The organism is Streptomyces sp. NBC_01017 (assembly GCF_045162795.1).
Lineage (GTDB): Bacteria > Actinomycetota > Actinomycetes > Streptomycetales > Streptomycetaceae > Streptomyces > Streptomyces machairae.
In genome coordinates, this window is sequence record NZ_CP108683.1 from 2120259 (window position 1) to 2147038 (window position 26780).

Genomic DNA, 26780 nt, shown 5'->3' on the forward strand with positions numbered 1-26780 from the left:
TCAGCCCTGCTGCTGAAGGAGCCGGTTACAGGCCTCGACAGCGTTGTCAAGAGCTTCCTTCGGGCTCTCCTTGCCCTGCAGCGCCTTGGCCACCTCGTTGCGCAGTTCGGTCTTCATCTGCTCGCTGAACAGCACGGGCGTGTAATTGACGGCGTTCTTCAGCGACTTGGCGGCGGCGATCCGCACGCGCGTCTCGTCGGTGCCGTCCTCCTTGGTGAAGTACGGGTCGTCGAGGGAGCCTGCGGTGCTGGGGAAGATCGCGACCTGCTTGGCGAACGACATCTGGTGCGCGGCGTCGGTGACGTAGTGGGCGAAGGCGACCGCGGCGGGCGCACGCTTCGTCCGTGCGTTGACCATCACGCCCATCACGTACATGTTGACGTGGCCGGTGCTGGTGATCTGGTCCGTGATCCCGATGTTCTTGTACAGGTTCGGCGCCTGCTTCTTGAAGTTGCCGAGGTCCAGTGCGCTGCCGGGGTTCATGGCGACCGCCCCGGTCAGGAACTTCTTGCCGGACGACTCGGGGGTGGCGGTCAGCGCCTGCGGGTCGAGGGCCTTGGCGTCGTACAACTCCTTGTACTTGGAGAGGAGTTGTACACCCTTCGCGTCGTTGAAGGTGAAGGCGGTGCCTTCCTTGTTCATGAGCTCGACGCCGTAGCGGCCGAAGTCCTCGATGGTGGGCACGTTGGCGAGGGTGGCGACCTTGCCGTCGGTCTTGTCCGCCATCCTCAGGGCGGCGTCGAAGACCTCGTCGTACGTCTTCGGCGGCTGCTCGGCGTCGAGTCCGGCCTCCTTGAAGAGGGACTTGTTGTAGAAGAGCGGGCCGGTGTTGAGGTACCAGGGGAAGGCGTACGTGCCGGTCATGCCCGGTATCTGATGGCTGGCCCAGGCCCCCTCCAGATACTCCTTCTTGTACTGGGAGGCCGCCTTGTCCAGGTCGAGGGCGAGGCCCGCCTTGGCGAGCGGGGCGACCAGGTCCGGCGAGACGTTGACGACGTCCGGGAGCGTGCCGCCGGCGGCGTCCGCGCTGATCTTGTCGGCGTAGCCCTCGGCCGGCTGGTCGATCCACTTCACGTCGGTGCCGGGGTACTTCTTCTCGAAGTCGGCGATCAGGCCCTCGAAGTAGGGCTTGAAGTTGGCGCGGAGGTTCCAGGTCTGGAAGGTGATGTCGCCCTCCACCTTGCCGGAGGCGTCGGCTGTGCCGCTGTCGCCCCCTGACGAGCCGCAGGCACTGAGCGGCAGGACGACACAGGCGGCGAAAACGGCGGCGAGGGCTCTGCGGGTACTACGGGAAACGGGCACCGTGAACCGTCCTCCTTTGCGGGCGGGTTGGTCGACGAGGCAGACCCTGCACGCCGCTCCACGGGCCCGTCAATGGCTCTTGCGGAGCTAATTTCATTAGTGACTAATGCGCATTAGGATCACCGAGCTGAACCGTATTAGGTTCACGGACCTGAACCGCATTAGTGCATACTGCTCCGGGAATGAGCCGTGGGAATGTGTCGGCGGAATGGGGAATCGCCATGTCAGGCAAGCGGTCACCGGCCCGTCGGCCGACGATGAAGGACATAGCGCGGCACGCGGGGGTCTCGCAGAGCGCGGTCTCCTTCGCGCTGAACGGCCGGCCCGGCGTGTCGGAGGAGACCCGCGACCGGGTACGGCGGGTCGCCGAGGAGCTGGGCTGGCGGCCCAGTACGGCAGCGAGGGCGCTGTCCGGGGAGGGCGCGGCGACGGTCGGTTTCGTGCTGGCGCGTCCGGCCGACACGTTGGGGGTGGACTCGTTCTTCCTCCAACTGGTCTCGGGCATCCAGGAGGTGCTGGCGGAGCGGCATCTCGGGCTGCTGTTCCAGGTGGTGGAGGACGTCGCCGACGAGTGCGCGGTGTACCGCCGCTGGTGGGCCGAGCACCGCGTGGACGGCGTCCTCGTCGTCGATCCGCGCACCGACGACCCCCGCCCCGGCCTCCTCGACGAACTCGGCCTGCCCGCCGTGGTGATCGGCGGCGCCCCCGACGACCGCCACCCCGGGCTCTCCACGGTCTGGGCGGACGACGCGGGCGCGATGGCTTCGGTCGTGGACGGCCTGTACGCCCTCGGCCATCGGCGGATCGTGCACATCGCCGGCCTGCCGGGCCTCGCCCACACCGAACGCCGCATCCGTACCCTGCGCGCCGAGGCCGGGCGGCGCGGCCTGACCGAGGTGAAGTCGGTGACCACCGACTACTCCGACGCCGAGGGTGCGGCGGTCACCCGCAGGGTCCTGGAGGACCCGGCTCCCCCGACCGCGCTGATCTACGACAACGACGTGATGGCCGTCGCCGGCGCCGCCGCCGCGACCGAACTGGGCTTCTCCGTACCGGCCGACGTCTCGGTGGTGTCCTGGGAGGATTCCGCCCTGTGCCGCATGGTCAAGCCCTGGCTGTCGGCCCTGTCCCGGGACAGCGTGGAGTTCGGCCGCACGGCGGCCCGTGAGTTGACCGCTCTGCTGGACGGGGGGTCGGCGCGGGCGGTGCGGGTGCCGGTGCCGCGGCTGATCGAGCGGGGGAGCACGGGGGTGGCGCGGGGCGCGTGACCCCACGCCCTAGGCCAATGGCAGGCCGCGGTGCCCAGTTCGCGAACAGCCCCTCGGATCCTCCAGGTACGAGAGCCGGCCGTCGTCGGACGCCGCCGCACGGACACGGCCGGCGAGGCGCTCTGTCTCCCGGAGACAGTCCTGGTCGCTGGGCTCGCCGGACGTCATCAGCGCAGGCCCTGAAGCCCCTCATATACGGCCGCCACGATCTCCAGCCCCCGGGTGTCCTTTGCAGGCTCGCGCATCTGCTGCGTCACGTACGCCACCACCATCCGGCTGTCGGGCTCGATCATCACGAGGGAACCGCCCCAGCCGCCCCAGCCGTACGTGGTGCCGAACAGGCCGTACCCGAGGCCCCACCGCACGGGCATGCCGAGGACGCGGTCGTCGCCGGCGAACTGCTCCTCCCAAGCGCGGTCGCAACCGGCGCGGGACAGCAGCCGGGCCCCGTTCACCTCTCCCCCGCAGGCCGGCAGGGACTGTACGAGGGCTACGGAACGTGCGTTGCCGAAGCCGCTCGCCGCGGGGATCTGGGCGCGGCGCCAGGCCAGGCTGTTGCCGTCGCGGACGCTGACGCCGTTGCCCGCCTCGGAAGCCGAGGGGCCCGCGGGGGCGCTCGCCGTGTAGTCCTCGCCCTGTCCGGTGGGCGGAATCGAGGGCGCAACCCGATGGTCGTGCTCGGCGGCCAGCCCGATGTGGAAGTCCGCGCCCAGCGGCCCGGTCACCTCCTCGGCGAGGAACTCGCCCACGGTGCGGCCGGTGATCCGCCGTACGACCTCGCCCACCAGGAATCCCTGCGTGAGCGAGTGGTAGCCGGCCGCGCTGCCCGGCTCCCACCGAGTGGCCCGCGCGGCGAGCCGTGCTGTGGCGGCGGGCCAGTCGTACAGCTCCTCGACCGGCCCGTCCCAGTCGGGCAGACCGGCGGTGTGCGAGAGCAGGTGCCGTACGAGCACCTTCTCCTTGCCGGCGGCCGCGAACTCCGGCCAGTAGCGGGAGACCGGTGCGTCCGGGTCGAGCTCGCCGCGGTCGGCCAGGACGAGGGCGCACAGGGCCGTCATCGTCTTGGTCACCGACCAGACGTTGACGATCGTGTCGCGCTCCCACGGGACGGTGCGGTCGGCGTCCGCGAATCCGCCCCAGACGTCCACGACCGGGTCGCCGTCCACGAAGACCGCGACGGAGCCGCCCGCGTCCCCCGCGTCCAGCGTCGCGGCCAGCGCGTTCGGCACTGCGGTGAACAGGTCGTCGTACGTGCCCTGAAGGTCGGCCATGCACCCCATCCAGCCCGCACGGCCCCGCCCCGGTCAACCGAATTTCAGACCCGTGACCGGTACAGCCCGAACTCCGCGATCCGCACCGCGGCCCGCGAGCCGGTCACCCGTACCCGCCACCGCCGGGCCCGCACCGGAGCCGCCAGCAGCAGGATCCGGCTCGCGCCGATCGCCCCGGCCCGGGTCACCTCCGTCCAGGCACCGTCCCGCTGCACCTCGACGACGAAGCTCTCCACCTGCTGCCCGTGCCGGATGTCCTCCGCCAGCCGGATCCGGTCCGCCTCCCGCTCGCGGCCGAGGTCGACGGTGACCCGGCCAGGCGACGCGGTCGTACGGCCGTCGCGCGCCAGGTCCCGAGGCAGCTCGCGGTCCACGCGCTCGCGGAACTCCCGCAGCCGTGCCACGTCGGCGGCGGGCAGCAGGCCGTCCGTGTCCGGCGGGATGTTGAGCAGGAGCACCGAGTTGCGGCCCACGGACCGGAAGTAGATGTCCGTCAACTGCTCGACGCTCTTCGGCTGTTGGTCGGCATGGTAGAACCAGCCGTCCCGGATGGAGACGTCGCACTCGGCCGGCCACCACTGGAGGTGGTCGGCGACGGGCCGGGCCTGCACCAGTGCCGCACGGCTGCCCACGTCGGGGGCGTCGTAGGCGAGGGCGTAGTCCGTCCGGCCGTAGTCCTTGTCCTGTACCGGTACGACGCTCCACTCGTCCTCCCGGGCCAGCCCGCCCTCGTTGCCGACCCACCGCACGTCCGGGCCGGAGACGGCGATCGCGGCGTCGGGCGCGAGCGAGCGGACGAGGGTGTACCAGCTGTCCCAGTCGTACTTCTCCACCTTGTCCGGCGGGATGCGGCCCTGCGCGCCGTCGAACCAGACCTCGTCGATCGGGCCGTATTCCGTGAGCACCTCGTAGAGCTGGTTGAGCATGTGGGCGCCGTAGTCGGTGGCGGGGAGGGTGTACGTGCGTGACGCCGCCGGGGTGCGGTCGTCGGCCTCGACGGGGGTGGGGATGGTGTGGTCGGTACGCGCGCTGCCGTTGGCGTACACGCCGTGGAGGTACTGGTTCTCGTCGGCCGGTGAGATGTAGACGCCGACCTTGATGCCGTACCGGCGCATGGAGTCGGCGAAGGGACGCAGCACGTCACCCCGGCCTTCGCGCCAACTGCTCGATGCCACCGAGTGGTCGGTGTAGCCGGACGGGTAGAGCACGAATCCGTCGTGGTGCTTGACGGTGAGGATGGCGAGCCGGAAGCCGCCGTCACGCAGGGCGCGGGCCCACTGGTCGGTGTCGAGGCCGGTCGGCTGGAACACGTCCGGGTCCTCGTCGCCGGTGCCCCACTCCAGACCGGTGAAGGTGTTCACGCCGAAGTGCAGGAACGCGGTGCGCTCCAGCCGCTGCCAGGCGATCTGCCGTGCGGTGGGGCGGACTTGGGAGGCCTTGCGGACCAGGTCGGCCTCGGTGTCGTCGGGGCTGACGGGGATGCGGTAGCGGGCGTCGCTCGAAGCGGCGGCGGGTGCCGCGAGGGCGGGTCTTGCCGCGCCGGTCGCGGCGAGGACAGCGGCTGTCGCGACGAAGACGCGTCGGGATACGGCCATGGGACGGCTCCTCGGGTCAGGGTCAGGTCCTCAGGTCAGGTGCCAAACGGCGGGCGTGCGCCGGTCCGGCGGGTACTGCACGAGCCGGCCGTCCTCCGTCACGCTCAGCGCCATGCGCGTGATGGCGTTGACGAGCCGGTAGCCACCTGCCACGGCTTCCAACTGCCAGCGCTGCAGGGTGCTTTGCGCATCGCACGCTTGAGGCGTCGCCTCCACTCCGGGCTCCAGCGGCACGTTGAGCGTGAGCTTTCCGCCGCGCACCTCGAGGCAGCCCTGCGCGGTCCGCACGGTCACGTAGCCGTCGGCGGTGCGCTTCACCTCGGCGGCGAACGACCGGCCGGGCGACCGGAAGGTGTACGACCCGTCCGCGACCGGCACCCGCGTCAGGTCCCGCCACTCCGGCGCGTGCCCGACGGCCGTGCCGCGTGCCGTGAACTCGGCGTAGCCGGCGTCGGGATGCGGGTCGCCCCACGTTGCCTGGGCGATGTGCCGAAGCGCGGGCCACAGGGCGACGGCGACCTCGTTCTCGGTCTCGCCGCGTCCGTTGTCGGGCCACAGGCTGATCTTCGCGCCGGTGATCCCGTCACGGGAGGCCAGCTTCTCCCCCTCGAAGCTGCGCGGGTCCCAGCTCTGGTCGTACAGCCCCTTGGTGTCGCTGTGGAAGCCGCCGCGGACCAGGTAGAGGGCGTAGGCCGCGTTCATCAACGGATAGCCCCGGTCGAGGAGTTGACTCGGCTTCACCGCCACGTTCAGCCAGTGCTCGACCGTCGTTCCGGCGGTCACCGGGACGGTGTTGGCACCGGTGAGCCCGTCGTTCCAGATGCGCAGCTTCTTGCCCTTGTCCCCCGCGTAGGCATGCACGCGGTTCACGAAGTCGATGAAGGCGTCCTGCGGCGTGGCGTCCGGGCCGTACTTGTCCTGCGCGTACTTGAGGATCTGCGGGTACTTGGCGAAGTCGGAGCCGAGCATGTACTCGTCGGCTCCCATGTGCCAGGAAGTGGCGGGGAAGACCTCGGCGTACTCGTCGATCAGGCTCGTGTAGTAGGCGAAGGACTCCGGCCGGGTGATGTCGAGGCGCGAGGGCTGCTTGTTGCCGTCGGAGTCGGTGAGCTGGAGATCCGGGCGGTTCTCGATCCACGGGTCCATGTGCCCCGGGGAGTTGATCTCGGGGATGATCTCGACGTGGTACCGCTTGCCGAGGGCGACCAGGCGGCGGATCTCGTCCTTGGTGTAGTAGCCCCAGGTGTTGGCCTCGGGGTGGGCCTCGCTCTTCACCTTCAGTTCGAGGAGCAGCTGGTTGAGCTTGTGGTACGCCATCTCGCGGACCAGGTTCTCCAGCCAGGGCATGGAGATGTTGATGTAGCAGGCGCACACGCCGACGCCCCGCTCCTTGTAGCGCGGTACGTCGACCGTGTGGCCGGCCGGGATCCGGTCCCCCTGGGCGAGGAGCTGGAGGAGGGTGCGGGTGCCGTAGAAGGCGCCGGTCTCGGTCGCCGCGGTGACCGAGAGCCGCTCGTCCGCGCGGAGTTGGTAGCCCTCCGCGCCGAGGGAGGTCCGGGAGGGCTGGACGTCGATAACGATGTCACCGGTCCGGGCGCCGCCACGCACCACGGGAACCCTGCCGTGTCCGGCGTCGTTCAGGTCGTCGGCCAGGGTGCCGGCGACCCGCCGTTCGCCCGCACTGCCGGCCACCAGGCGGGCGGAGCGCCCGTATGTGTAACTGCCGGATGACGGCGTCCAGTCGGCCAGGGCCGGCACCGTGACCGGCGTCCCCCGGTCGCCCTCCGCGAGCGCCGGCACCGGCGCCGCGAACAACAGCATCAGCGCCGCGAGGACACCGAACGATCGCCAGCGTCTCCTCATGAGGCACCCCCATTCATCGGATGTCTGATGATTGGGCGGGCCCCAGGGGCTGTCAATGGGATGCGACTGGCGCCGAGTTGGCTGATTGATCGGATGACGCGCAGGTCAGCGGGGTGGCACCGAGGAGAGCCGCTGTGAAAAGTCCAAGAAGAGCGTCCCGAATATCCAAGCCCGGCGACCTCTCGACGCCGGGTCCGCCGCCGGGCAGAGTTCTCCTACATACTCGCGAGTAAGCCCCGAGGAGCGCCCGTGACCAACTGGGTCGGCCGGACCGCCGCCGAGATCGCCGCCGCCGTACGCGAGAAGCAGGCCACGCCCCGTGAGGTGGTGGCCGAGCACCTGGCCCGTATCGAGCGGCTGGACGGCCGCGTCGGCGCCTTCCGGGTGGTCCGGGCCGAGGCGGCGCTCGCCGAGGCCGACGAGGTGGGCTCGCGCGCCGACCTCGCCGAACTGCCCCTGGCGGGCGTGCCGGTGGCCGTCAAGGACAACCTCGCGGTGCGCGGCGAGTCCAAGCGCGTCGGCTCCGCGGCCACGCCGGACACCCCGGCCGACGACGACCACGTCACCGTGGCCCGGCTGCGGGCCGCCGGCGCGGTGGTCGTGGGGCTGACGAACGTGCCGGAGCTGTGTGTCTTCGGCACCACGGAGGGCGTGCACGGCACCGCCCGCAACCCGTGGGACACCTCGCGCACGGCAGGCGGGTCGTCCGGCGGCAGCGCTGCCGCGGTCGCCGCGGGCATGGTGCCGATCGCCCTCGGCAACGACGGCATGGGCTCCCTGCGCATACCGGCGGCCAACTGCGGCCTGGTCACCATCAAGCCCGGCACCGGAGTGGTCCCGGCCGGCGTCAGTGACGGCGACTGGTTCGGCATGTCGGAGAACGGCCCGCTGGCCACGACGGTCGAGGACGCGCGCCTGATGCTGTCGGTCCTCGCGGACACCGAGATCGTGGGCCCTCGGGCGCCCGGCACGCGCAGGATCGCCGTGTCCCTGCGCAGCCCGCTCGCCGGGGTCACCATCAGCAAGCCGTACGCGACCGCCGCACGCGACGCCGCCGGGCTGCTGATCAAGGCGGGTCACCAGGTACGGCGCGCCGACCCGCCGTATCCCATGTCGCTGGGGGTCACTTCCCTGACTCACTGGACTGCGGGCACGGCGGTGGACGCGCAGGGCCTCGACCCGCGGCGGCTCACCCGCCGGACCCGGGTTCACGCCGCTGTCGGCAAGCGCTTCGTCAACCGGGTGCGGGTCGGCGAGAGCCGACAGCAGCTGCGCCGGCGGCTGGAGCCGTTCTTCGCCGAGTACGACGTCCTGCTCACCCCGGCCCTGGCCCGCCGCTCCCCCAAGTCCGAGCCCTGGCACGAGCGGGGCTGGCTGCGCAACATCATGGCCAACACCAACTACTCGCCGCTGACCCCGCCGTGGAACCTCACCGGCTGGCCCGCGATGTCGATCCCCTTCGGGACGCTGCCCTCCGGCGCCCCCTGCGCCATACAGCTGGTGGGGCGTCCCGGGGCGGAGGCGGAGCTGCTGGCGCTGGCCGAGCGGATCCAGGAGCTGCGTCCGTGGCGGCGGACGGCGCCGCTCGACTAGGTCTCGGATCGCTGGACGGCCGGGCAGCTATTCGGCGCCACTCGGTGAGGCCGCCGCCGCGAAGGGCCCGTCGCCGGTGAATGCCCGCTGCGCGAAGCGTTCGCCGATGCGGCGGTGGGTGGTGGCGTCGGGGTGGAGGTCGTCGGGCAGGGGCAGCTCGGCGGAGTCGGCCTCGCCGTAGAGGTCGCGGCCGTCGAGGTAGTGCAGGTTCGGATCGTCGGCCGCCCGCTGCTTCACGATGCGGGACAGCTCGTCCCGGATCACGGCCAGCGTCAGCTTGCCGCTCGCGCGTTCCGCCGGGTCTCCCATGGCGACGAACTTCAGTCGGCCTCGGCTGAGGCCGCTGAAGTCGGGGGCGCAGGGGCCCGGTGTGTCCTCGTGGATCGGGCACAGGATCGGCGAAACGACCAGCAGCGGTGTCGTCGGGTGCCCTTCACGGATGGTGTCGAGGAAGCCGTGGACCGCCGGGCCGAAGGCACGCAGCCGCATCAGGTCCATGTTGACCAGGTTGATACCGATCTTGACGCTGATGACGTCGGCCGTGGTGTCCCGCATGGTGCGGGCGGTGAACGGGTCGAGCAGAGCGCTGCCGGCCAGCCCCAGGTTGATCAGCTCCACGCCTCCGAGGGTGGCTGCGAGCGCGGGCCAGATGCCGGTGGGGCTCGCGGCGTCGGAGCCGTGACTGATCGAACTGCCGTGGTGCAGCCAGACCTTGCGGCCCGGATCGCGCGCGGGCTCGACGGGGACGTCCGTGCGCAGGGCGATCAGTTCGGTGGTCTCGTTGTGCGGCAGCCAGATCTCGACGTCCTTGTCGCCGTCGGGCAGACCGGTGAAGCCGACGGTACCGGCCGGACCGCGCCGGTCCTCGGCGGTCCCGGCCATCATGTCGACGGTCACGACGTTGCCGCCGGTCACGCTGCCCTGTCCGGCGCGGCGGCCGTCGACGATCAGGTCGTACACGCCGTCCGGGCGGGGCGGGGCACCCACGTAGCAGCGCTTGGTGCGCAGTGCGTCCAGTTCGACGGCGGTGGCACGGGTGCGGAATGCGAGCCGTACGCCGGAGGGCTGTGACTCGGCCATGGCCAGCTGCTCGTCGGTGTTCTGGGTGCGCGCCCACGCGGGCAGCCGGTGCGGCAGCACGCCGTGCTCGGTGTGTTCGACGTCGAGGGCGCCACGCAGAAGTTCGGCGGTGACGGGCGTGGTGATCCAGTCGTGCGGGGTGTCCATGTCCTCAGCGTCCTTGTTCCGGGCCGGTGTCCTCGGCCTTTCGATCAGGGGTGGGCGCGGTCGGCCAGTTGCGCAGCAGGGCGTCGAGGGCGTCGAGGATCCGGGTCCAGGTCTCCTCGGAGCCGGGGGCGCTGTGACTGAAGCCGCCTGCCGACTCCAGGCTGGAGTAGCCGTGGAAGACGCTGCCCAGCAGCCGTACGGCGTGTGTCGCGTCCGGCTCCGTCAGGTCGTAGCCGCGCAGGATCGCCCGTGTCATCTGCGCGTGCCGGACGCCCGCACTGGCGGCGGCCGTCTCGGGGTCGAGCCGCATCCGCGCGGCGGCGGAGCGGCCGGGGTGCTCGCGCTCGTAGTCGCGGTAGACGTTCGCGAAGGCGACCAGGGCGTCCTTGCCGGCCCGCCCCGCGATGGCGTCGGCGGCCCGGTCGGCCAGCTCCTCCAGCGCGAACAGGGCGATCCGTGTCTTGAGGTCGCTCGAGTTCCTCACGTGCGAGTACAGGCTCGCGACCTTGACGTCGAACCGCCGGGCCAGCTCGGACACGGTCACCTGCTCGAAGCCGACCTCGTCGGCGAGCTCCACACCGGCCCGGACCAGACGTTCCGTGGTCAGCCCTACGCGTGCCATAACAACCCCCTCGCTTGCCATAAACGAGTATGCACTTGCCTAAAACATTTAGGCAAATAGAGAGGGAGCTCGGTTCGCTCGCCAAAGCGCCGTGCCGAGAATCGTGAAGCCGAGCGAGGTCCACAGACGCACGGCCGGGTTGGCCTCGACAACGGCGTTGAAGACCATGCCCCGATGGCCGTCGGCCTGTGTACGTCTCACCGGCGACCACGATCCGGTGCCAGAAAGACAAAATCCGCGGCCGGTCATCGGCCGCGGCTTCTCTGCTCGGCATGGGCGTGGGTCTCGCACGCCCATGCGGTCGGCGATCGCGAAGGGTTCTGCCCCTTCAGTCGGCGTCGGACGTCAGTCGACGCTGGGCAGGATGTGGGGCTCGGCGAGGTCGTCCTCGTAGCCCGCCAGGCGGATGGGGGCGGACCTGGCCCACACATCGAGACTGCCGATCTCGTTCGACCGGCGGCCCGCGCGCTCCGTGCGTTCCTTGGGGCGCTGTTCGCGATTCGTCTTCTCAGGTGTCACCGCGCACTCCTTATGTGTCGGATCACCCTCGGGGCGGGCCGGCCCAGTCTGCGGTCCGGATACCTGACGCCCGCTCGGGTCATACTCAAAGTCGGCTCGGACGCGGTGGCGCCGGTAACTGGTGCTGAGAGCAGGCCGTTGTGCACCGGCTTGTCCCGGGACGGACCATGGGTGTGGGTTGGGACCCTGTAGTGCTGTCCGTCCGCTACAGACTAACCAAATGAGCGGGTACCCGCTCGATGGGGCTGCAAACAAGCTGTAACTATCCGGAGTCGACCGGTTTTCGCCTGCCGACTTCATCCCCACTTGTCACGAAATATGAAATTTACAAGTCACTCGTTCGGCTCAACACCCGCCCGCTGCCCGGCTCCACTCCCGGCACGCCACGCAGTTCAAGTCCCGTTGGCCGAATCGCAAGGCGGCCATGATCTGCTGACGTACGGCAACGGCTTGTCCGGCGGGAGGACTGACGCATGGAGCTGCGCAGTGTCGAAGAGCTGATGGATCTGCTGTACGCCTGCCGGGGCACCCGGGACACCCCGGGCCTCGGGAGCATCCGAGTCGATCTCCACCAACACGCGCTGCAGACAGCCGCACTGCTGCGCCGCGCACGCCCCGCCGACAAGGAACTCCAGGTCGCGGGGCTCGTTCATGCCATCGGCCCGCTGCTGGGCCCGGCCGACGTGACCCGCCACTCCGACTGTGCCGCCGACGCGGTGCGGCCCCTCCTCGGCGAACGGGTCTCCCGCCTCGTACGCGACCAGTGCCGGGCCTTCAACTCCGCCGACGACGACCTGGTGCGCCTGCGCCAGGCCGACGAGGAGGGCCGCAGCGCCGAGTTCGACGCGGGGGTCCTGGAGGACTGGCGCACGGTGCTGGAACTGGTGGCGGCGCGGCACTCGCCGCTCGGGGCTGTTGACTGACGACCCGTCATGAGACCGTACGGCGATGACGTCGTCGCACGGTCTCGAGGGCAGGGCCGCCATGGTCACCGGCGGCACGCGTGGCATCGGACTCGCCGTCGCCCGGCAACTGGCGGCGGCCGGGGCGCGGGTCTGCGTGACCGCGCGGGACGCGGACGAGGTGCGCAGGACGGCTGCCGAGCTGGGCGGCATCGGGCTGGCCGGGAGCGTGGCGGACCCCGCGCACCTGCGGGAGGTCACGCGGGCCACCCTGAGCGCGTTCGGCCGGCTGGACATCCTCGTCAACAACGCGGCGACCAACGAGCCGTTCGGGCCGCTCATGGATGCCGACCCGGACGCCTGGTGCGAGGCCTTCACCGTGAACGTCGAGGCCGCGCTGCGGTTGGTGCAGTGCGCGTGGCGGGCCTGGATGCGGGAGCACGGCGGGTCGGTGATCAACATCTGCACGGAGGGCGCCGGGCACGTGGGCCCCGGCGTCGGGGCCTACGGCACCAGCAAGGCGGCGCTCCTGCACCTCACCCAGCAGCTCGCGGGCGAGCTGGGCCCAGGAGTACGGGTGAACTCCGTCTCCCCGGGCCTCGTACGGACCGAGATGGCGCGGTTCGTGTGGGAGCCGGGCGAGCAGGAGGTCGCGAGCGGGCTGCCACTGGGCCGCATCGGGGAGCCTGACGACGTCGCACAGGCGGTGCTGTGGCTGGCGTCGGACGCGGCACAGTGGATAACGGGAGCCGACCTACTGGTGGACGGCGGCACGCGGGTACGAGCAGCACACCGGCCGACCCCGGTAGCCGCTCACCACTTGCCGGGCACGTAGTCCTTCAGGAAGACCCCGTACACGTCCTCGCCCGCCTCACCCCGCACGACCGGGTCGTAGACCCGAGCCGCGCCGTCGACCAGGTCCAGCGGCGCGTGGAAGCCCTCCTCGGCGAGGCGCAGCTTGTCGAAGTGCGGGCGCTCGTCGGTGATCCAGCCCGTGTCGACCGAGGTCATGAGGATGCCGTCGCTCTGGAACATCTCCTGCGCACTGGTCCGCGTGACCATGTTCATGGCTGCCTTGGCGGCGTTCGTGTTCGGGTGCCCCGCGCCCTTGTAGCCGCGCCCGAAGACGCCTTCCATCGCGGAGACGTTCACGATGTACGCGCGTCCGCTCGTCGCCTTCCGCGCCGCGTCCGCCATGGCCGGCCGCAGCTTGCTGATCAGGATGAACGGCGCCGTGTAGTTGCACAGCTGGGTTTCGAGGAGCTCCACCGGGGAGATCTGCTCGATGGTCTGCACCCAGGTGTTGCTGTCCACGACGTCGGGAACCAGGCCGCCGGCGTCGATGGCGGTGCCGTCGAGATGCCGGGCGACGCTGGCGTTGCCCGCGACCAGGGCGAGGTCGGCGACCTGCTGCGCGTCGATGCCGGAGATTCCGGCGGGCAGGGAGGCCAGTCCGTCGACCGCACCGGAGCCGAAGGCCCCGATGACGTGGTGGGCGGGCAGTTCACCGGCGGGCAGCGGGGCGCTCTCACCGTCGACCAGGGCGGCGTAGGCGGAGGGCAGTCGGCGTACGGTCTGCGTCGCGTTGTTGACGAGGATGTCGAGGGCGCCCGCCTCGGCGACCTGGTCGGCGAGGGCGACGGCCTGGGCGGGGTCGCGCAGGTCGATGCCGACGACCTCCAGGCGGTGCATCCAGTCCGCGGAGTCGTCCATGGCCTTGAAACGGCGGATGGCGTCCTTCGGGAAGCGCGTGGTGATCGTCGTGTGCGCGCCGTCCCGCAGCAGCCGCAGCGCGATGTACATGCCGATCTTGGCGCGGCCGCCGGTGAGCAGGGCTCGCTTGCCGGTGAGGTCGGCGCGGACGTCGCGCTTGGCCCGGTTCAGGGCGGCGCAGTCGGGACAGAGCTGGTGGTAGAAGTAGTCGACTTCCACGTACCGGGTCTTGCAGGTGTAGCAGGAGCGCGGGCGCTGGAGTATCCCGGCGATCCTGCCCTCCTCGGTCGCCGACGACGGCAGGATGCCCTCGGTCTCGTCGTCGATGCGCTGGGCGGAGCCGGTCGCTGTGGCCTCCGTGACCGCCTTGTCGTGGGCGGTCTTGGCGGCCCGGCGCTCCTGGCGGCGGCGCTGCTTGACGGTGCGGTAGACGCCGGCGGTGGCCCGGCGCACGGCGATCGCGTCGGGGTGGTCGACCTCCAGCTTGTCGAGCTCGTCCAGCACGCTCAGGCACACGGCGAGCCGCTCCGGGTCGATGCCGGGGCCGTGCACGACCTGGTCACCGGGCTCGTACACGACCTCGTCCGTGGTCGCCGGGCCTTCCTCTGTCACCGTCATCGCGCTGCCGTTTCCCTGATCACCGGAGCGGCGCGCCGACCGCGCCCGCTTTCGAACGGGGAATTCTACGGAGCGCCGGGCCAGTCCTCCAAAATCCGGCGAAGCGGGCCCGCGGAGGCGGGGCTCAGGGGCCGCAGGCGGTGATCAGCGACTGCACCTCCTCGGACACGGCCTTGGCGAGCACGTCGAGGTCCGGCACGGCCTTGGCGTCGGCGACGAGGCCGTAGTGGACCCGTCCGCGGTACGTCGAGATCGCGATCGCCAGGGACTGGCCGCGGGCCAGCGGGGCGAAGGGGTAGACCTCGGTGACGGGGTGGCCGCCGAGCCTCAGGGGGATGCCCGGCAGCGGCACGCTGGTGACGAGGATGTCGAACCAGAGCCGGGCGGCCTGGCCGGCCAGCGGTCCGCCGATCCGGTGGCCGAGCGCCGGTACGTGGTCGGCGAGCAGGGCGACGGCGCCCGCGCCCCGGTTGGGGCCGAGGTCCTTGTTGCGGTCCATGGCGGCACGGACCGTTTCGAGGCGGCGCAGCGGGTCGGGGTCGTCGACGGGGAGCCGTATCAAGTAGCCGGAGAGCCGGTTGCCCTGGGGGTGCGCGGTGCGCGGGCGGCGTTTGGAGACGGGGATCAGGGCGCGGGGCGCGACGCCCTCGCTGCCGTCGCCGCGCTCGTCGAGCCAGCGGCGCAGGGCGCCCGCGACGACCGCGATCAGGACGTCGTTGACGGTGCCTCCGACGGCCTTGCGGACCACGTGCACGTCGTCGATGTCGACGACGACCCCGGCGGTGCGGCGGGTGCCGCTCGGCTCGGCGGTCAGGGCGTCCGACGAGCGCATCGCCAGCGTCGACACGGCGACCGAGGTACCGATGTCGAGGGCGCGCCCCACGTCGGACAGGGCGCCGCGCACCAGCCCCGGCAGCCTGCGCACATCGGGAAGGCGGCCGCTGCGGGGCGCCTCGGGACGAGGCTTGCGTGCGGGCATGTCCATGGGGTCCAGAATGGCGGCGGCGAGGGTCAGCGCCCGCAGTCCGTCGGCGAGGGCGTGGTGGAACTTGAACAGCACCGCGAACGACACGCCGTCCTCGCCCGGCAGCACATGCGCCTCCCACGGAGGCCGGTCGCGCTCCAGCGGGCGCTCCATCAGCCGGCCCGCGACCTCCTGGAAGTCGGCGGTCGGGGCGTGCAGCCGGACGTGGTCGAGCGGGTCGAAGTCGGGCGCGGGCTCGCGGGTGGCGCCTCCGAAGGAGAACGGCCGCAGCAGGCCCTGCGGCTGCCATGCGTCGCGGATCCGCATCCGCAGTCCGGGCACGGCGGCGGCGCGGGCGGCGAGCAGGTCGGCCGCGTGGGCGCCGGCGGTGGGCGAGTGCGCCGTGAAGACACCGAGAGCGCCCAGGTGCATGGGGTGTTCGGCGGACTCGATGTTCCAGAACGCCAGGTCGAGAGGTGCGAGCAGGTCAGACGTCAATGGCTTGCCTCGCGTCGACGAAGGGTGGACCAGCAGTCAATCGCCCTCTGGCGATTACAGTCAAGTACGATCAAGCTACGCTCAGTTAACGGCAGATTAAGTCCCGCCCCTGTGAAAGGGGCGGGACTCATGGTGCATATGAGGTCACTTCAGCACAGGTAGCGGCACCGGGCATCCTGTGGTTGTCACCCGGGAGGCGTCATGGAGCCCTTCGCCCCTAGGTCACCGCACAACGGACGCGTACACCGCCGCCCGGCCGGGCGCGTCCGGCTTCGCCCAGACGGCGGTGAAGCCGCGCCCGGTCGCGGCCAGCCCCATCTGCTCACCGAGGAAGTAGCCACGGGGACTGGCTTCGTCGGGGATGCGCGGGGCCTTGCGCATGTCGTACGACGTCGGGGTCAGCCGGGTCTCCCGCCAAGTCGCCGCGCCGGATCCGCAGTCGACCGGCTTCGGGCGGCAGCGGGCCAGCCAGCGGTCGGTGAGCAGGGGTGTGCCCTCGTCGTTGTGTCGGAAGTCGGAATGGGCGACGGCGACCGTGCCGTCACGGCCGACGGCCAGCGTCACCGTGAAGGCCTGCTGGTTCGGCACGGGGACGGATGTGGGCGTGCGGTTCACCTTCACCGGCTCGGACCAGGTACGGCCGCCGTCGTCCGACGCCGCCAGGGCCACCGCGTCGGCGCCGCCGCCGCTGAACCGCGAGTCCTGCCACGCTACGTAGATCCGGCCGGTGCGCCGGTCGACGGCGGTGTCCGAAAGCAGGCTGGTGGTGTGGGAGACCTGCGCACCGGACTCGGGGTCCTGGAACAGCCACTTGGTGCGCTGGTCGGCCACCTTCACCGGCGCGGACCAGGTACGGCCGCCGTCGGTGGAGCGTACGGCCCGCAGGGTGAGCCGGCTGGTGATCGGGCCCTCGCCGAACCTGACCCTGCTGTATACGTCGACCAGTGTGCCGTCGTCGAGCACGCTCAGCCGGTGCCCCGAGATCAGATGGCCCTCCCCCGCGTCCGCCACCAGCACGGGTGCCGCCCAGCTGCGTCCGCCGTCGGTGCTGCGGCTGATCCAGGCGTCGTTGCGGGTGCGGCTCTGGGCGGGGAAGCGCGGGGTGACGACGTACAGCACCTCCGGGTCGCGCGGGTCGGTCACGGCGGTACCGCCCCCGTGTCCGCCCTGGTCCGGGTCCGTCTCCTCGACGACGACCGCGGGACGGGTCCAGGTCCGGCCGTCGTCGTCCGAGCGCACGGACAGGGCCGCGCTCGCCGAGCCGTCGGCCATGAAGAGACCGCCGGTCACCAGCAGCGCCCCGTCCCCGGTGAAGGTCACGGCAGGGCCGTCCACGTAGTCGTACGTGCCGCCCGAACACCGGGTCAGGCCGGGTACGACGGTCCGGGTCCAGGAGCGGCCGCGGTCGTCGCTGACGGCGAGGACCACACCCCGTTGCCGGTCCTGCGGCCACGCGGCGGCGAGGCGGCGGGGGTCGTGCGGGTCGACGGCAAGCTGTGGCTCAATGGCGCCGTCGGCCGTGCCGGGGTCCAGCGCGCCGGGCGCGCAGTCGGCGAACGGGCTGTCGGCGGAGAGGCGTTGGGCTCCGGTCGCCGCGTGCGCCGGGGTGACGGACAGGACGGGTAAGGCGACCAGGGCAGCGGTGAGAACGGGCAGGATGCGGTGCATGGCGTCGGCTCCTTCCGGACGGTTGTCACCATCCTCGGGAGCCTGTCCCGTGGTGTCGTCGTACGCCGGGCGACGCCGCTGCTGCGTCCCGCGCAGTAGCTAGGGGACCTGCTGCCCCTTCCCCAGCGCGATCACACCACCCTTGGAGACGGTGTACAGGTCGGAGTCCCGCTCCGGATTGACGCCGATCGTCGCGCCCGGCGGCACCTCGACGTTCTTGTCGAGTACGGCCCCCCGCACCACCGCGCCCCGGCCGATGCGCACGTTGTCGTGCAGCACCGCCCCCTGCACCACCGCCCCCGGGTCGACCACCACGCCCGGCGACAGCACGGACCGCGTGACCTGGCCGCGGATCAGGCAGCCGGCGCTGATGATGGACTCGCTGGCCATGCCGCCCGCGTTGAAGCGGGCCGGGGAGAGCTGGTTGGAGTGGGTGTAGATCGGCCAGCTGCGGTTGTAGAGGTTGAACGCGGGGCGCTCGGCGATGAGGTCCATGTGGGCGTCGTAGTAGGCGTCCAGGGTGCCGACGTCCCGCCAGTAGCCCCGGTCCCGGTTGGTCTCGCCGGGGACATGGTTGGCGCTGAAGTCGTAGAGCTGGGCCTCGCCCCGGTCGGTGAGCTGGGGCAGGATCGAACCGCCCATGTCGTGCACGGAGTTCCCGTCCTCGGCGTCCCGCTGGAGCGCCTCGATGAGGGCCTTGGTGGTGAAGATGTAGTTGCCCATCGAGGCGAATACGCACTCCGGGTCGTCCGGGAGGCCGGGCGGGTCGGCGGGCTTCTCCAGGAAGCGCTCCACGCTCAGGCCGTCCGAGCCGGGGCTGATCACGCCGAAGGACGACGACTCGCCCCGCGGCACGCGTATGCCGGCCACCGTCACGCCGGCGCCGGACTCGATGTGCTGGGCGAGCATCTGGCGCGGGTCCATGCGGTACACGTGGTCGGCGCCGAACACCGCGACGTACTCGGGGCGTTCGTCGTAGACCAGGTTCAGGGACTGCAGGATCGCGTCCGCGCTGCCGAGGTACCAGCGCGGGCCGAGCCGCTGCTGGGCCGGGACCGGGGTGACGTAGTTGCCGAGCAGGCTGGACATCCGCCAGGTGGTGGTGACGTGGCGGTCCAGGGAGTGCGACTTGTACTGGGTGAGGACGCAGATGCGCAGGATGTCGGCGTTCACGAGGTTGGAGAGGACGAAGTCGACGAGACGGTACGTGCCACCGAAGGTGACCGCTGGTTTCGCGCGGTCCGCGGTCAGGGGCATCAGGCGCTTGCCCTCTCCGCCCGCCAGCACGATTCCGAGCACCGAAGGTCCGCCACGACGCATGGCCGCTCCCCTCACCCTGGTTGGTCCCAGCCTGCCCCTGAGCACCGCGCGCTAAGCCTGTTTGAGGATCTCCCCGTAGAGCCGGGCCGTCCGGCGTGCCACCGCGTCCCAGCCGAACTCCCCCACCGCGCGCTGCCGTCCGGCCTCGCCCATCCGCCCGGCGGTCTCCGGGTCGCCGATGAGCGAGTCCAGCGCCCGCGCGAGGCCCGCCTCGAAGTCGTCGTCGAGCGGGACGAGCAGGCCCGTCTTGCCGTCGTCGACGACTTCGGGGATGCCGCCGACCTGCGAGGCCACCACGGGAGTCCCGCAGGCCATCGCCTCCAGGTTGACGATGCCGAGGGGTTCGTACACCGAGGGGCAGACGAACACGGCGGCGTGTGTGAGGAGTTGGATCACTTCCGGGCGGGGCAGCATCTGCGGGATCCAGTGCACGCCCTCGCGGACCCGGCTCAGCTCCTGGTAGAGATCGCGGAACTCCCGGTCGATCTCGGGGGTGTCCGGTGCCCCGGCGCACAGCACGACCTGCGCGGCCGGGTCGATGTCCCGTACGGCGCGCAGCAGATGGGGCACGCCCTTCTGGCGGGTGATGCGGCCGACGAACAGTACGTAGGGACGGTCGGGGTCGAGGCCGAACCGGTTGAGGACGTCGGTGCCGTGGTCGGGCCGGTACAGGCCGGTGTCGATGCCGTTGTGCACGATGTGGACCCGCGCCGGGTCGAGCGCCGGGTAGCAGCTGAGGATGTCCTCGCGCATGGCTCCGGAGACGGCGATCACTGCGTCGGCGGCCTCGATCGCGGTGCGCTCGGCCCAACTCGACAGGGCGTATCCGCCGCCGAGCTGTTCGGCCTTCCAGGGGCGCAGCGGCTCCAGCGAGTGGGCGGTCATCACGTGCGGGATGCCGTACAGGAGCTTGGCGAGGTGGCCGCCGAGGTTGGCGTACCAGGTGTGGGAGTGGACGAGGTCGCGGCCTTCGAGGCCGGCGGCCATGGCGAGGTCCACGGAGAAGGTGCGCAGCGCGTCGTTCGAGGTGTCGAGCGCCGACCAGGGGCGGTGGCGCAGCACGCCCACCGCGCGGCCCTCGCCCCAGCAGTGCACTTCCAGGTCGACGAGGTCCCGCAACTCCCGGGCGAGGAACTCGACATGGACACCCGCGCCGCCGTACACGTCCGGCGGGTACTCCCGGGTCAGCAGTCCCACACGCACCCGGAACCCCCTGTTCTCAGCGGCTTGTTGCCCTTTCATGGTCACCCAGATGGGGCGCGTGGGGAAGAGCGCGGGGCTCGTGTGAAGCAACAGTCACCGCACACTCCGCCGCCCGGCACCCGGTAGTAGAGGCAGCAGCTGCGGCGCCGGAACGCGGTCCCGGTGAGGGTGCCGGTGTCGGCCAGGAGGGGGTGGCCGAAAAGTTCCGCGGTCAGGGCGCGGGCCCGGGCTGCGGTGTCCGTACGGCCGCCTGCGTGCGCCCACTGGTCCAGTTGCCGGGCGGCGCCCGCGAGGGCGGATCCCGCGTTGCCCCACAGCAGCCCGGCGGCCACGCGGTAGCGGGCGTGCACGGCGTCGGTGAGCGGCTGGAGGTGGCGGTGCAGGACGACGTCCGCGACGGTCGCCGGGTCCGCGGGGAGCGGGCGCACCTCGGTGAGCCACAGGTCGTCCGGGGCGCTGCCGTCGGGGTCCCAGTGCAGCAGGCCCGGGTCGAGGTCGGGGATGCGGCCGTACAGGGCGGCGCAGCCGAGGGCCACCGACCAGAGCCGGGCCGCGAGCCCCTGCTGGGCCACGGAGGCGGCGATGCGCAACTCGGGGGCGTGCAGGGCGTTCGCGACCTTCCGAACGCGGAAATCCAGGGGGTCCCCCTCAGTCCTCGATGAGGTTTCCCGGTAGGTCTCCGCCAGGGTCGGGAGCGGCCGGGCCGTTTCCCCGCGGGTGCGTAGTACGAAGAAGGCGCCGAGCGGCCGGAGCGCCGCGAGATGGGGGTCGAGATCCACGAAGGGCAGTAGTACCAGGGCCCGTCGGGGTTATCACCTGGGGGTCTCCACCCGGGGTCACCCGTCTTGGGGATGACTCCGCAGGCGTCGTACTCCATCGGTAGTACGACACAGTGCGTGCTCTGGTACGACGACGGGAAGAGGTTTTCGAGGCATCGTGTTGATTATGAAAGCCGACCGTTCGCCGCGCCGGGGTCAGCGGCCCCGCCTCACGCAGAGGACCAGCTCATGAGCGCCCTCGCGTTGTCCGTGCTTCTGTCGCTCGTCTCTGCCGTCGCGTACGCGGGCGGGGCGATCGTACAGGAGCGTGTCGCGGTGTCCTCTCCGGGACAGCAGTTCGCGCCGATGCGTCGGCCGGGCTGGTGGGCGGCGGTCGCGCTGAACGGCCTCGGTGGTCTGCTGCACGTGGTGGCGCTTGCTTTCGGTCCGCTGAGTCTGGTGCAGCCGCTGGGTGCCCTGACGATCGTGTTCGCGCTGCCGATGGCGGCGCTGTTCGTGGGCCGCAAGGCCGGGTCGACGGCCTGGCGGGGCGCCATCATGGCGACCGTGGGTCTCGCCGGGCTGCTGTCCCTGGTCGGCGCCTCGGAGTCGCAGTCGCTGGCCACGGCCGAGCGGGTGGCCGTCGCTCTCGTGACCGGCACCGTCGTCGTGACGCTGATGATCGCGGGGCGGGCGGCCCACCGGCATCCGGCGGTGCGCAGCATGCTGCTCGCGGTCGCGTCCGGCATAGCGTTCGGCATGTCCTCGGTGTTCACGAAGATCGTCGCGGTCGACTGGAACGGCGGGGTGTCGGCGGCCGACGTGCCCGCCCTGGCGACGATAGGCGTCTTCGCCACGGCCGGTCTGCTGTTGTCCCAGGCCGCCTACCGTGGCGCGGGCCTCGCGGCGCCGCTGGCCACGCTGACGGTCGTGAACCCGGTGGTGGCGGCCGCGGTCGGCATCACGATGTTCGGCGAGACCTTCCGGTACGGCACCACGGGCACCGTGCTCGCCCTGGGCTGCGGCGTGGTCGCGGCGGGTGGCCTGATCCTGCTGACCACCGAGCGGATCGCGCGTACGGAGACCGCTGACTCGGCGGCGCTGCCCGAGGCGCAGGTCTCGCCGGCCCGCTCCGCCGCCCTGCCCGAGCCGGACGCGGCTCCGGTGCCCGCCGGGGCGCTGCTCGCCGGCGTTCCGGAGCAGGCCGCGGCGCTGCCCCACGAGGGTGTCCTCGTACCGGAGAGGGAGCTCCTCGAAGCGGACGGATCCGAGATCCGCGTACCGGACGGGATCGAGGACATCCTCGTACCGGCCCAGGTCGCGGAGGGCGCGTACGAGGACGAGCCGCCGCAGGCCGAGAGCGGGCCCCAGTACCTCTACGGTCCGTTCTACGGGGGCCCGTACGTCCCGACGCCGGTCCTCGACCGGCACCGCATCCGCGTCAAATCCTGACGCCTCCGGCCCGGAGATAGGCCACCGGGTCGATGTCCGCGCCGAAGCCGGGCCCCGTCCGCACCTCGAAGTGCAGATGCGGGCCTGTGCTGTTGCCCGTGGACCCGGAGCGGCCGATGCGCTGCCCGGCGCCCACCGACTGTCCGTCCTTGACGGAGATGGCCGAGAGGTGGGCGTACTGGGTGTAGCGGCCGTCGGTGTGCCGGATGACGACCTGGTAGCCGAAGGAGCCTTCCCACCCGGCGCTCACGACCTGCCCGGCGCCGACGGACTTCACCGACGTCCCGGTCGGCACGGGGAAGTCGAGGCCGGTGTGATAGCCCTTCGACCAGGCCGAACCCGCCTTGCGGTACGGGGTGCCCGACGGGGCGCTCACCGGGGAGACCATGGAGCGACTGGTCGTCGTCGCCTGCTCTTCCCGTTTCGGGGTGGTCTTCTCCGAAGAGGTCTTCTCGGGCGAGGGCTTCGGGGTGGCCGTCGGCCGCTCCGTCTTCGGGGGCGTCGTCGTGGCGGCCTTGCCGCGCAGCGCCAGCCGCTGGCCCGGCAGGATCAGGTCGGGGTCCGCGCCGACGGCCTTCCGGTTCGCGGCGTACAGGCCCCGCCAGCCGCCCTTGACCTGCTCCGACTCGGCGATCCCCGAGAGGGTGTCGCCGTGCACGACGGTGTACATCTCGGCGGTGCCCGCCCGTGACTGCGGCGGTGTCTGCGGCTGGACGTCCGGCACCGAGGTCTTCCTGCCGGTGCCGGCGGGGTGGATGTCGGGCGTGTCGCCGCCGCGCGTCAGCCCGGCCCGTACCGAGCACTCCGGCCAGGCGCCGGGCCCCTGCCCGTCCAGCACCTTTTCCGCGACGGCGATCTGCTGGTCCTTGGTGGCCAGATCCGCACGCGCCGCGTACCGGGGGCCGCCGTACGCCTCCCACGTCGACTGGGCGAACTGGAGCCCGCCGTAGTAGCCGTTGCCGGTGTTGACGTCCCACCTGCTGGTCGACTCGCACGCGGCGACCTTGTTCCAGGTGCTCACGTCGGCCGCCTGCGCGGCACCGGTCCCGATCAGCGGGAGCGCGATACCGGCACCGCCCGCGGTGACGGTGAGTGAGGCGCGGTTGATCCTGTTCGGCTGGTACCGGCGGTGCCGGCCGCGTACGGCCATGACGGAGCCCCCCATTGACATGCGTCAGGAGGGGCAAAAGTAAGCGCTGCGAACGAGCCATGACAAGACAGCAAATCAGCCGCCTCTTCACGCCAAGTGCCGTGCGACCGGCGCACGTTGCCCGGCGCCCCGGGACGACTGAGTGCGCCGGGGCCTTCCGTCCGTATCTGCCTGCGCGACATCGCGCCACCCGGATGTGCGGTCGGAGTACCGGCACGTCAGGATGGACGAAGGGGCAATACTGGCGGGCATGAGCGGTACCCGTACCGCTGCTGTATCGAGATCACTAGGAGCCAACGCATGAGCACTTCGGCGCAGATCGGCGTCACGGGTCTCGCGGTCATGGGCCGCAACCTCGCCCGTAATTTCGCCCGCAACGGCTATACGGTCGCGGTTCACAACCGGACGTCGGCGCGCACGCACGCGCTGGTGGAGGAATTCGGGAGCGAGGGCGATTTCATCGCGGCCGAGACCGCGAAGGATTTCGTGGCGGCGCTGGAGCGGCCGCGGCGGCTGGTGATCATGGTGAAGGCCGGTGAGCCGACCGACGCGGTGATCCAGGAGTTCGCGCCGCTGCTGGAGCCCGGCGACATGATCATCGACGGGGGCAACGCGCACTTCGCCGACACCCGGCGCCGCGAGCGCGACCTGCGTGAGCAGGGCATTCACTTCGTCGGCATGGGTGTCTCCGGTGGCGAGGAGGGCGCGCTGCACGGCCCGAGCATCATGCCGGGCGGCCCGAAGGAGTCGTACGACTCGCTGGGCCCGATGCTGGAGAAGATCTCCGCGAAGGCGAAGGACGGCGCGCCCTGCGTGACACACGTCGGCCCCGACGGCGCCGGGCACTTCGTGAAGATGGTGCACAACGGCATCGAGTACGCCGACATGCAGCTCATCGGCGAGGCGTACCAGCTGCTGCGGGATGTCGCCGGGTACGAGCCCGCGCAGATCGCGGACATCTTCCGCACCTGGAACGAGGGCCGGCTGGACTCCTACCTGATCGAGATCACGGCCGAGGTGCTGTCGCACGTGGACGCGGCGACGGGCAAGCCGTTCGTGGACGTGGTCGTCGACCAGGCCGAGCAGAAGGGCACCGGCCGCTGGACGGTCCAGATCGCCCTGGACCTGGGCGTACCGGTCTCCGGTATCGCGGAGGCGGTCTTCGCCCGCTCCCTGTCCGGGCACGCGGCGCTGCGGGACGCTTCGCGGGAGCTGGCGGGCCCGAAGGCGTCGCCGCTCAGCGAGGCGGAGGCGGGGGCGTTCGCCGACCGGGTGGAGCAGGCGCTGTACGCGTCGAAGATCGTGTCGTACACGCAGGGCTTCCACGAGATCGACGCGGCTCGCGCCGAGTACGACTGGGACATCGATCTGGGCGCCGTCTCCGCGATCTGGCGCGGTGGCTGCATCATCCGCGCGGCGTTCCTGGACCGGATCCGCTCGGCGTACGACACCCGGGCGGACCTGCCGAGCCTGCTGTCCGACGACACGTTCGCGCAGGAGATCGCCGCGGCGCAGGACGACTGGCGTGAGGTGATCATCGCGGCGACGCGGCAGGGTGTGCCCACGCCGGGGTTCGCTGCGGCGCTGGCGTACTACGACGCGCTGCGTGCCGAGCGGTTGCCTGCGGCGCTTACGCAGGGGCAGCGGGACTTCTTCGGGGCGCACACGTATCGGCGGACCGACCGGGACGGGTCGTTCCACACGCTGTGGGGTGGCGACCGGTCGGAGGTTTCCGCCTAGTAGTTCGGGAGGGGCGCTCGTAGCGCGAGTTGCGCGTGCGGGTGCGTGGGGGCTGGTCGCGCCCACGCGGCGGAGCCGCAGATCGATAGGGCCCCGCGCCCCTCAGGAGGTTGCGGTGGGCGGCATTTGCAAGCGCCCACCGCTTTCCCCTGCCCGGCTCAGCTGAGTGGCGGGCCCGGTTCCGGGCTCGGTACCGGCTCCGGGCCCGGGGGGATCGGAGACGGGGACGGGTCCGGGGGTGCAGGCGGGGTCGGCGGTGAGGGTGGGGTCGGGCCCGGGGCCGGAGGCGGCTCGGGAGCCGGCGAGGGCTCCGGGGGCGGTACCGGGTGGGGGTCGGGAGGCTGTGGCTCCGGACCCGGGGTCGGTCCCGGGGTCGGTCCCGGCGGGACGGGGTCCGGATACGGGTTCGTCATGGCGTCCTCCGGCCAATCGGTGCGCGTCGGCTCTGGACTACTCCCCCGCGTACCCGAGGGCCGCGCCGTCAGTCACTCGCCCGCCCCGATCGGGGCCGCCCAGGTGGGCGTCAGAAGCGCTCGGGGTGCTCCCGCAGCCAGTCCGTCGCCGCCTCCAGCAGCCCCGGGTCGGCCACGGGGGCCTCGTCGGGGTGACGCTCGGCCCACTTCACGACGTACGGGCACAGCGGCGCGACGACAGCTCCCTCGCGCGCCGCCATGCCGTACAGCTCGCGTGCCAGGGAGCCCGCGATGCCCTTCCCCTCGTGAGCCTGCTCCACAACGGTGTGGACGGGGACGAAAGCGCGCGCCGGGGATTCGAGGACGAAGTACTCGATGCGGCCGGTGACTTCGTCGCCCAGGAGGGCCTCCAGACGGCCCGCCGCCCGGTCGTCACGGATCTCGATGTCGCTCATGGCACGCTCCTGGTCCGTCGTCAGGCTGAGGATGAGTGCGGTCAGGCCACCGGCACGGCCTGCGGGCTGCGCTCCTGCTCCGAGCCCGGCACCGGCTCGGACGGGTCCGCGCCCAGGGCCACGATCCGGTTGGCGCCGTCCACGTGCACGACCCGCGGCTCGAACTCCCGTGCCTCGGCGTCGGTCATCTGAGCGTAGCTGATGATGATCACCAGGTCGCCGGGGTGGACGAGATGGGCGGCGGCGCCGTTGATCCCGATGACCCCGGACCCGCGCTCGCCCTCGATGACGTAGGTCTCCAGGCGGGCGCCGTTGGTGATGTCGACGATGTGGACGAGCTCACCGGGCAGCAGGTCGGCGGCGTCGAGCAGGTCCGCGTCGATGGTCACCGATCCCACGTAGTGCAGGTCGGCCTGGGTGACGGTGGCGCGGTGGATCTTGGATTTGAACATGGTTCGCAGCATGGAGGTACTCCCGGACCTAGGCTCCCTGCCTGCGTTGTTGCAGGTCAAGGGCTGTTTGACACGCTACGGCGACTCTTCTGACGCCCTCGCCGACGGTCGGGATCAGCGTACTCAACGGCCCTCGCAGAGCTTCGTGATGATGGCCACATCGAGGCCCACGCCCGCACCGTTCCGGACGTCGGCGGCTGCATAGCCGTGCCCG

At 71.3% G+C, this 26780-nt stretch carries 22 protein-coding genes; 6 read left to right on the forward strand and 16 right to left on the reverse strand.

Annotated elements, in window-relative coordinates:
* On the reverse strand, positions 1 to 1302 hold the full coding sequence (locus OG331_RS09885; RefSeq protein WP_406194063.1) for an ABC transporter substrate-binding protein: 1302 nt from the start codon (positions 1300 to 1302) through the stop codon (positions 1 to 3).
* A 221-nt stretch (positions 1303 to 1523) separates the two neighbouring features.
* Here OG331_RS09885 and OG331_RS09890 point away from each other — a divergent pair, with 221 nt between their 5' ends.
* The gene (locus OG331_RS09890) at positions 1524 to 2570 is read left to right on the forward strand and encodes a LacI family DNA-binding transcriptional regulator (RefSeq protein ID WP_328877760.1); all 1047 of its coding nucleotides are present in this window, start codon (positions 1524 to 1526) and stop codon (positions 2568 to 2570) included.
* Positions 2571 to 2737: 167 nt separating this feature from the next.
* On the opposite strand, the gene OG331_RS09895 is transcribed toward OG331_RS09890, so the two are convergent.
* From OG331_RS09895 to OG331_RS09905, 3 genes are read right to left on the reverse strand one after another with little or no spacing between them, the layout of a single operon-like run.
* On the reverse strand, positions 2738 to 3841 hold the full coding sequence (locus OG331_RS09895; RefSeq protein ID WP_406194065.1) for a serine hydrolase domain-containing protein: 1104 nt from the start codon (positions 3839 to 3841) through the stop codon (positions 2738 to 2740).
* A 44-nt stretch (positions 3842 to 3885) separates the two neighbouring features.
* Entirely contained in the window at positions 3886 to 5436 is a 1551-nt protein-coding gene (locus OG331_RS09900; protein WP_406194067.1) for an alpha-L-fucosidase, read from the reverse strand.
* A 30-nt stretch (positions 5437 to 5466) separates the two neighbouring features.
* Positions 5467 to 7299 (reverse strand): family 20 glycosylhydrolase, encoded by a 1833-nt coding sequence (locus OG331_RS09905; protein ID WP_406194069.1) that lies wholly within the window; start codon positions 7297 to 7299, stop codon positions 5467 to 5469.
* Positions 7300 to 7548: 249 nt separating this feature from the next.
* Here OG331_RS09905 and OG331_RS09910 point away from each other — a divergent pair, with 249 nt between their 5' ends.
* Positions 7549 to 8892 (forward strand): amidase, encoded by a 1344-nt coding sequence (locus OG331_RS09910; protein ID WP_406194071.1) that lies wholly within the window; start codon positions 7549 to 7551, stop codon positions 8890 to 8892.
* Between the two features lie 27 nt (positions 8893 to 8919).
* On the opposite strand, the gene OG331_RS09915 is transcribed toward OG331_RS09910, so the two are convergent.
* From OG331_RS09915 to OG331_RS09925, 3 genes are all read right to left on the reverse strand, one after another.
* Positions 8920 to 10119, reverse strand: coding sequence for a GDSL-type esterase/lipase family protein (locus OG331_RS09915; protein ID WP_406194073.1), 1200 nt, complete (start codon positions 10117 to 10119; stop codon positions 8920 to 8922).
* Between the two features lie 4 nt (positions 10120 to 10123).
* Positions 10124 to 10741 (reverse strand): TetR/AcrR family transcriptional regulator, encoded by a 618-nt coding sequence (locus tag OG331_RS09920; RefSeq protein WP_406194075.1) that lies wholly within the window; start codon positions 10739 to 10741, stop codon positions 10124 to 10126.
* Positions 10742 to 11086: 345 nt separating this feature from the next.
* Positions 11087 to 11260 carry a hypothetical protein gene (locus OG331_RS09925; RefSeq protein ID WP_328420641.1) on the reverse strand — a complete coding sequence of 58 codons (174 nt, stop codon included), beginning with the start codon at positions 11258 to 11260 and terminating at the stop codon, positions 11087 to 11089.
* A 473-nt stretch (positions 11261 to 11733) separates the two neighbouring features.
* Here OG331_RS09925 and OG331_RS09930 point away from each other — a divergent pair, with 473 nt between their 5' ends.
* Together OG331_RS09930 and OG331_RS09935 are read left to right on the forward strand one after the other, a co-directional pair.
* Positions 11734 to 12183: a hypothetical protein gene (locus OG331_RS09930; RefSeq protein WP_328877768.1), complete on the forward strand. Its 450-nt coding sequence runs from the start codon at positions 11734 to 11736 to the stop codon at positions 12181 to 12183.
* 25 nt (positions 12184 to 12208) lie between these two features.
* Positions 12209 to 12997, forward strand: a complete 789-nt coding sequence (locus tag OG331_RS09935) for an SDR family oxidoreductase (RefSeq protein WP_406194077.1) — start codon at positions 12209 to 12211, stop codon at positions 12995 to 12997.
* On the opposite strand, the gene OG331_RS09940 is transcribed toward OG331_RS09935, so the two are convergent.
* The 6 genes from OG331_RS09940 to OG331_RS09965 all read right to left on the reverse strand — a co-directional run bounded on the left by OG331_RS09940 (position 12976) and on the right by OG331_RS09965 (position 20943).
* The gene (locus tag OG331_RS09940; protein ID WP_406194079.1) at positions 12976 to 14493 is read right to left on the reverse strand and encodes an SDR family NAD(P)-dependent oxidoreductase; all 1518 of its coding nucleotides are present in this window, start codon (positions 14491 to 14493) and stop codon (positions 12976 to 12978) included. The genes OG331_RS09935 and OG331_RS09940 overlap by 22 nt on opposite strands.
* A 124-nt stretch (positions 14494 to 14617) precedes the next feature.
* On the reverse strand, positions 14618 to 15955 hold the full coding sequence (locus OG331_RS09945; RefSeq protein WP_406194081.1) for a wax ester/triacylglycerol synthase family O-acyltransferase: 1338 nt from the start codon (positions 15953 to 15955) through the stop codon (positions 14618 to 14620).
* Between the two features lie 222 nt (positions 15956 to 16177).
* Positions 16178 to 17623 (reverse strand): sialidase family protein, encoded by a 1446-nt coding sequence (locus OG331_RS09950; RefSeq protein ID WP_406194083.1) that lies wholly within the window; start codon positions 17621 to 17623, stop codon positions 16178 to 16180.
* Between the two features lie 99 nt (positions 17624 to 17722).
* A complete protein-coding gene (gene glgC, locus OG331_RS09955) occupies positions 17723 to 18943 on the reverse strand; it encodes a glucose-1-phosphate adenylyltransferase (protein ID WP_406194085.1) in 1221 nt (406 codons plus the stop codon).
* 51 nt (positions 18944 to 18994) lie between these two features.
* Positions 18995 to 20146 (reverse strand): glycogen synthase, encoded by a 1152-nt coding sequence (gene glgA, locus OG331_RS09960; RefSeq protein ID WP_406194087.1) that lies wholly within the window; start codon positions 20144 to 20146, stop codon positions 18995 to 18997.
* A 41-nt stretch (positions 20147 to 20187) separates the two neighbouring features.
* Positions 20188 to 20943 (reverse strand): (2Fe-2S)-binding protein, encoded by a 756-nt coding sequence (locus OG331_RS09965; RefSeq protein ID WP_406209882.1) that lies wholly within the window; start codon positions 20941 to 20943, stop codon positions 20188 to 20190.
* A gap of 210 nt (positions 20944 to 21153) precedes the next feature.
* Here OG331_RS09965 and OG331_RS09970 point away from each other — a divergent pair, with 210 nt between their 5' ends.
* Positions 21154 to 22356: a DMT family transporter gene (locus OG331_RS09970; protein ID WP_406194089.1), complete on the forward strand. Its 1203-nt coding sequence runs from the start codon at positions 21154 to 21156 to the stop codon at positions 22354 to 22356.
* Here the strand turns inward: OG331_RS09970 and OG331_RS09975 are convergent.
* Positions 22346 to 23506, reverse strand: a complete 1161-nt coding sequence (locus OG331_RS09975; protein WP_406194091.1) for a transglycosylase family protein — start codon at positions 23504 to 23506, stop codon at positions 22346 to 22348. The genes OG331_RS09970 and OG331_RS09975 overlap by 11 nt on opposite strands.
* A 300-nt stretch (positions 23507 to 23806) precedes the next feature.
* Here OG331_RS09975 and gndA point away from each other — a divergent pair, with 300 nt between their 5' ends.
* Positions 23807 to 25246 (forward strand): NADP-dependent phosphogluconate dehydrogenase, encoded by a 1440-nt coding sequence (gene gndA / locus OG331_RS09980; protein WP_406194093.1) that lies wholly within the window; start codon positions 23807 to 23809, stop codon positions 25244 to 25246.
* 523 nt (positions 25247 to 25769) lie between these two features.
* Here gndA and OG331_RS09985 read toward each other — a convergent pair.
* Together OG331_RS09985 and panD are read right to left on the reverse strand one after the other, a co-directional pair.
* Complete coding sequence (locus OG331_RS09985; RefSeq protein WP_406194095.1) at positions 25770 to 26114, reverse strand: GNAT family N-acetyltransferase; 345 nt, start codon at positions 26112 to 26114, stop codon at positions 25770 to 25772.
* Positions 26115 to 26155: 41 nt separating this feature from the next.
* Positions 26156 to 26578, reverse strand: coding sequence for an aspartate 1-decarboxylase (gene panD / locus OG331_RS09990; protein ID WP_406194097.1), 423 nt, complete (start codon positions 26576 to 26578; stop codon positions 26156 to 26158).
* Positions 26579 to 26780: the final 202 nt, after the last annotated feature.

What these genes read in the sequence shown, in the direction of transcription:
- OG331_RS09890 (WP_328877760.1), top strand. Translation starts at nt 1,524, where the DNA reads ATGTCAGGCAAGCGGTCACCGGCCCGTCGGCCGACGATGAAGGACATA.
- OG331_RS09895 (WP_406194065.1), bottom strand. Translation starts at nt 3,841, where the DNA reads ATGGCCGACCTTCAGGGCACGTACGACGACCTGTTCACCGCAGTGCCG.
- OG331_RS09900 (WP_406194067.1), bottom strand. Translation starts at nt 5,436, where the DNA reads ATGGCCGTATCCCGACGCGTCTTCGTCGCGACAGCCGCTGTCCTCGCC.
- OG331_RS09905 (WP_406194069.1), bottom strand. Translation starts at nt 7,299, where the DNA reads ATGAGGAGACGCTGGCGATCGTTCGGTGTCCTCGCGGCGCTGATGCTG.
- OG331_RS09915 (WP_406194073.1), bottom strand. Translation starts at nt 10,119, where the DNA reads ATGGACACCCCGCACGACTGGATCACCACGCCCGTCACCGCCGAACTT.
- OG331_RS09920 (WP_406194075.1), bottom strand. Translation starts at nt 10,741, where the DNA reads ATGGCACGCGTAGGGCTGACCACGGAACGTCTGGTCCGGGCCGGTGTG.
- OG331_RS09930 (WP_328877768.1), top strand. Translation starts at nt 11,734, where the DNA reads ATGGAGCTGCGCAGTGTCGAAGAGCTGATGGATCTGCTGTACGCCTGC.
- OG331_RS09935 (WP_406194077.1), top strand. Translation starts at nt 12,209, where the DNA reads ATGACGTCGTCGCACGGTCTCGAGGGCAGGGCCGCCATGGTCACCGGC.
- OG331_RS09940 (WP_406194079.1), bottom strand. Translation starts at nt 14,493, where the DNA reads ATGACGGTGACAGAGGAAGGCCCGGCGACCACGGACGAGGTCGTGTAC.
- OG331_RS09950 (WP_406194083.1), bottom strand. Translation starts at nt 17,623, where the DNA reads ATGCACCGCATCCTGCCCGTTCTCACCGCTGCCCTGGTCGCCTTACCC.
- glgC (WP_406194085.1), bottom strand. Translation starts at nt 18,943, where the DNA reads ATGCGTCGTGGCGGACCTTCGGTGCTCGGAATCGTGCTGGCGGGCGGA.
- OG331_RS09970 (WP_406194089.1), top strand. Translation starts at nt 21,154, where the DNA reads ATGAGCGCCCTCGCGTTGTCCGTGCTTCTGTCGCTCGTCTCTGCCGTC.
- OG331_RS09975 (WP_406194091.1), bottom strand. Translation starts at nt 23,506, where the DNA reads ATGGCCGTACGCGGCCGGCACCGCCGGTACCAGCCGAACAGGATCAAC.
- gndA (WP_406194093.1), top strand. Translation starts at nt 23,807, where the DNA reads ATGAGCACTTCGGCGCAGATCGGCGTCACGGGTCTCGCGGTCATGGGC.
- OG331_RS09985 (WP_406194095.1), bottom strand. Translation starts at nt 26,114, where the DNA reads ATGAGCGACATCGAGATCCGTGACGACCGGGCGGCGGGCCGTCTGGAG.
- panD (WP_406194097.1), bottom strand. Translation starts at nt 26,578, where the DNA reads ATGCTGCGAACCATGTTCAAATCCAAGATCCACCGCGCCACCGTCACC.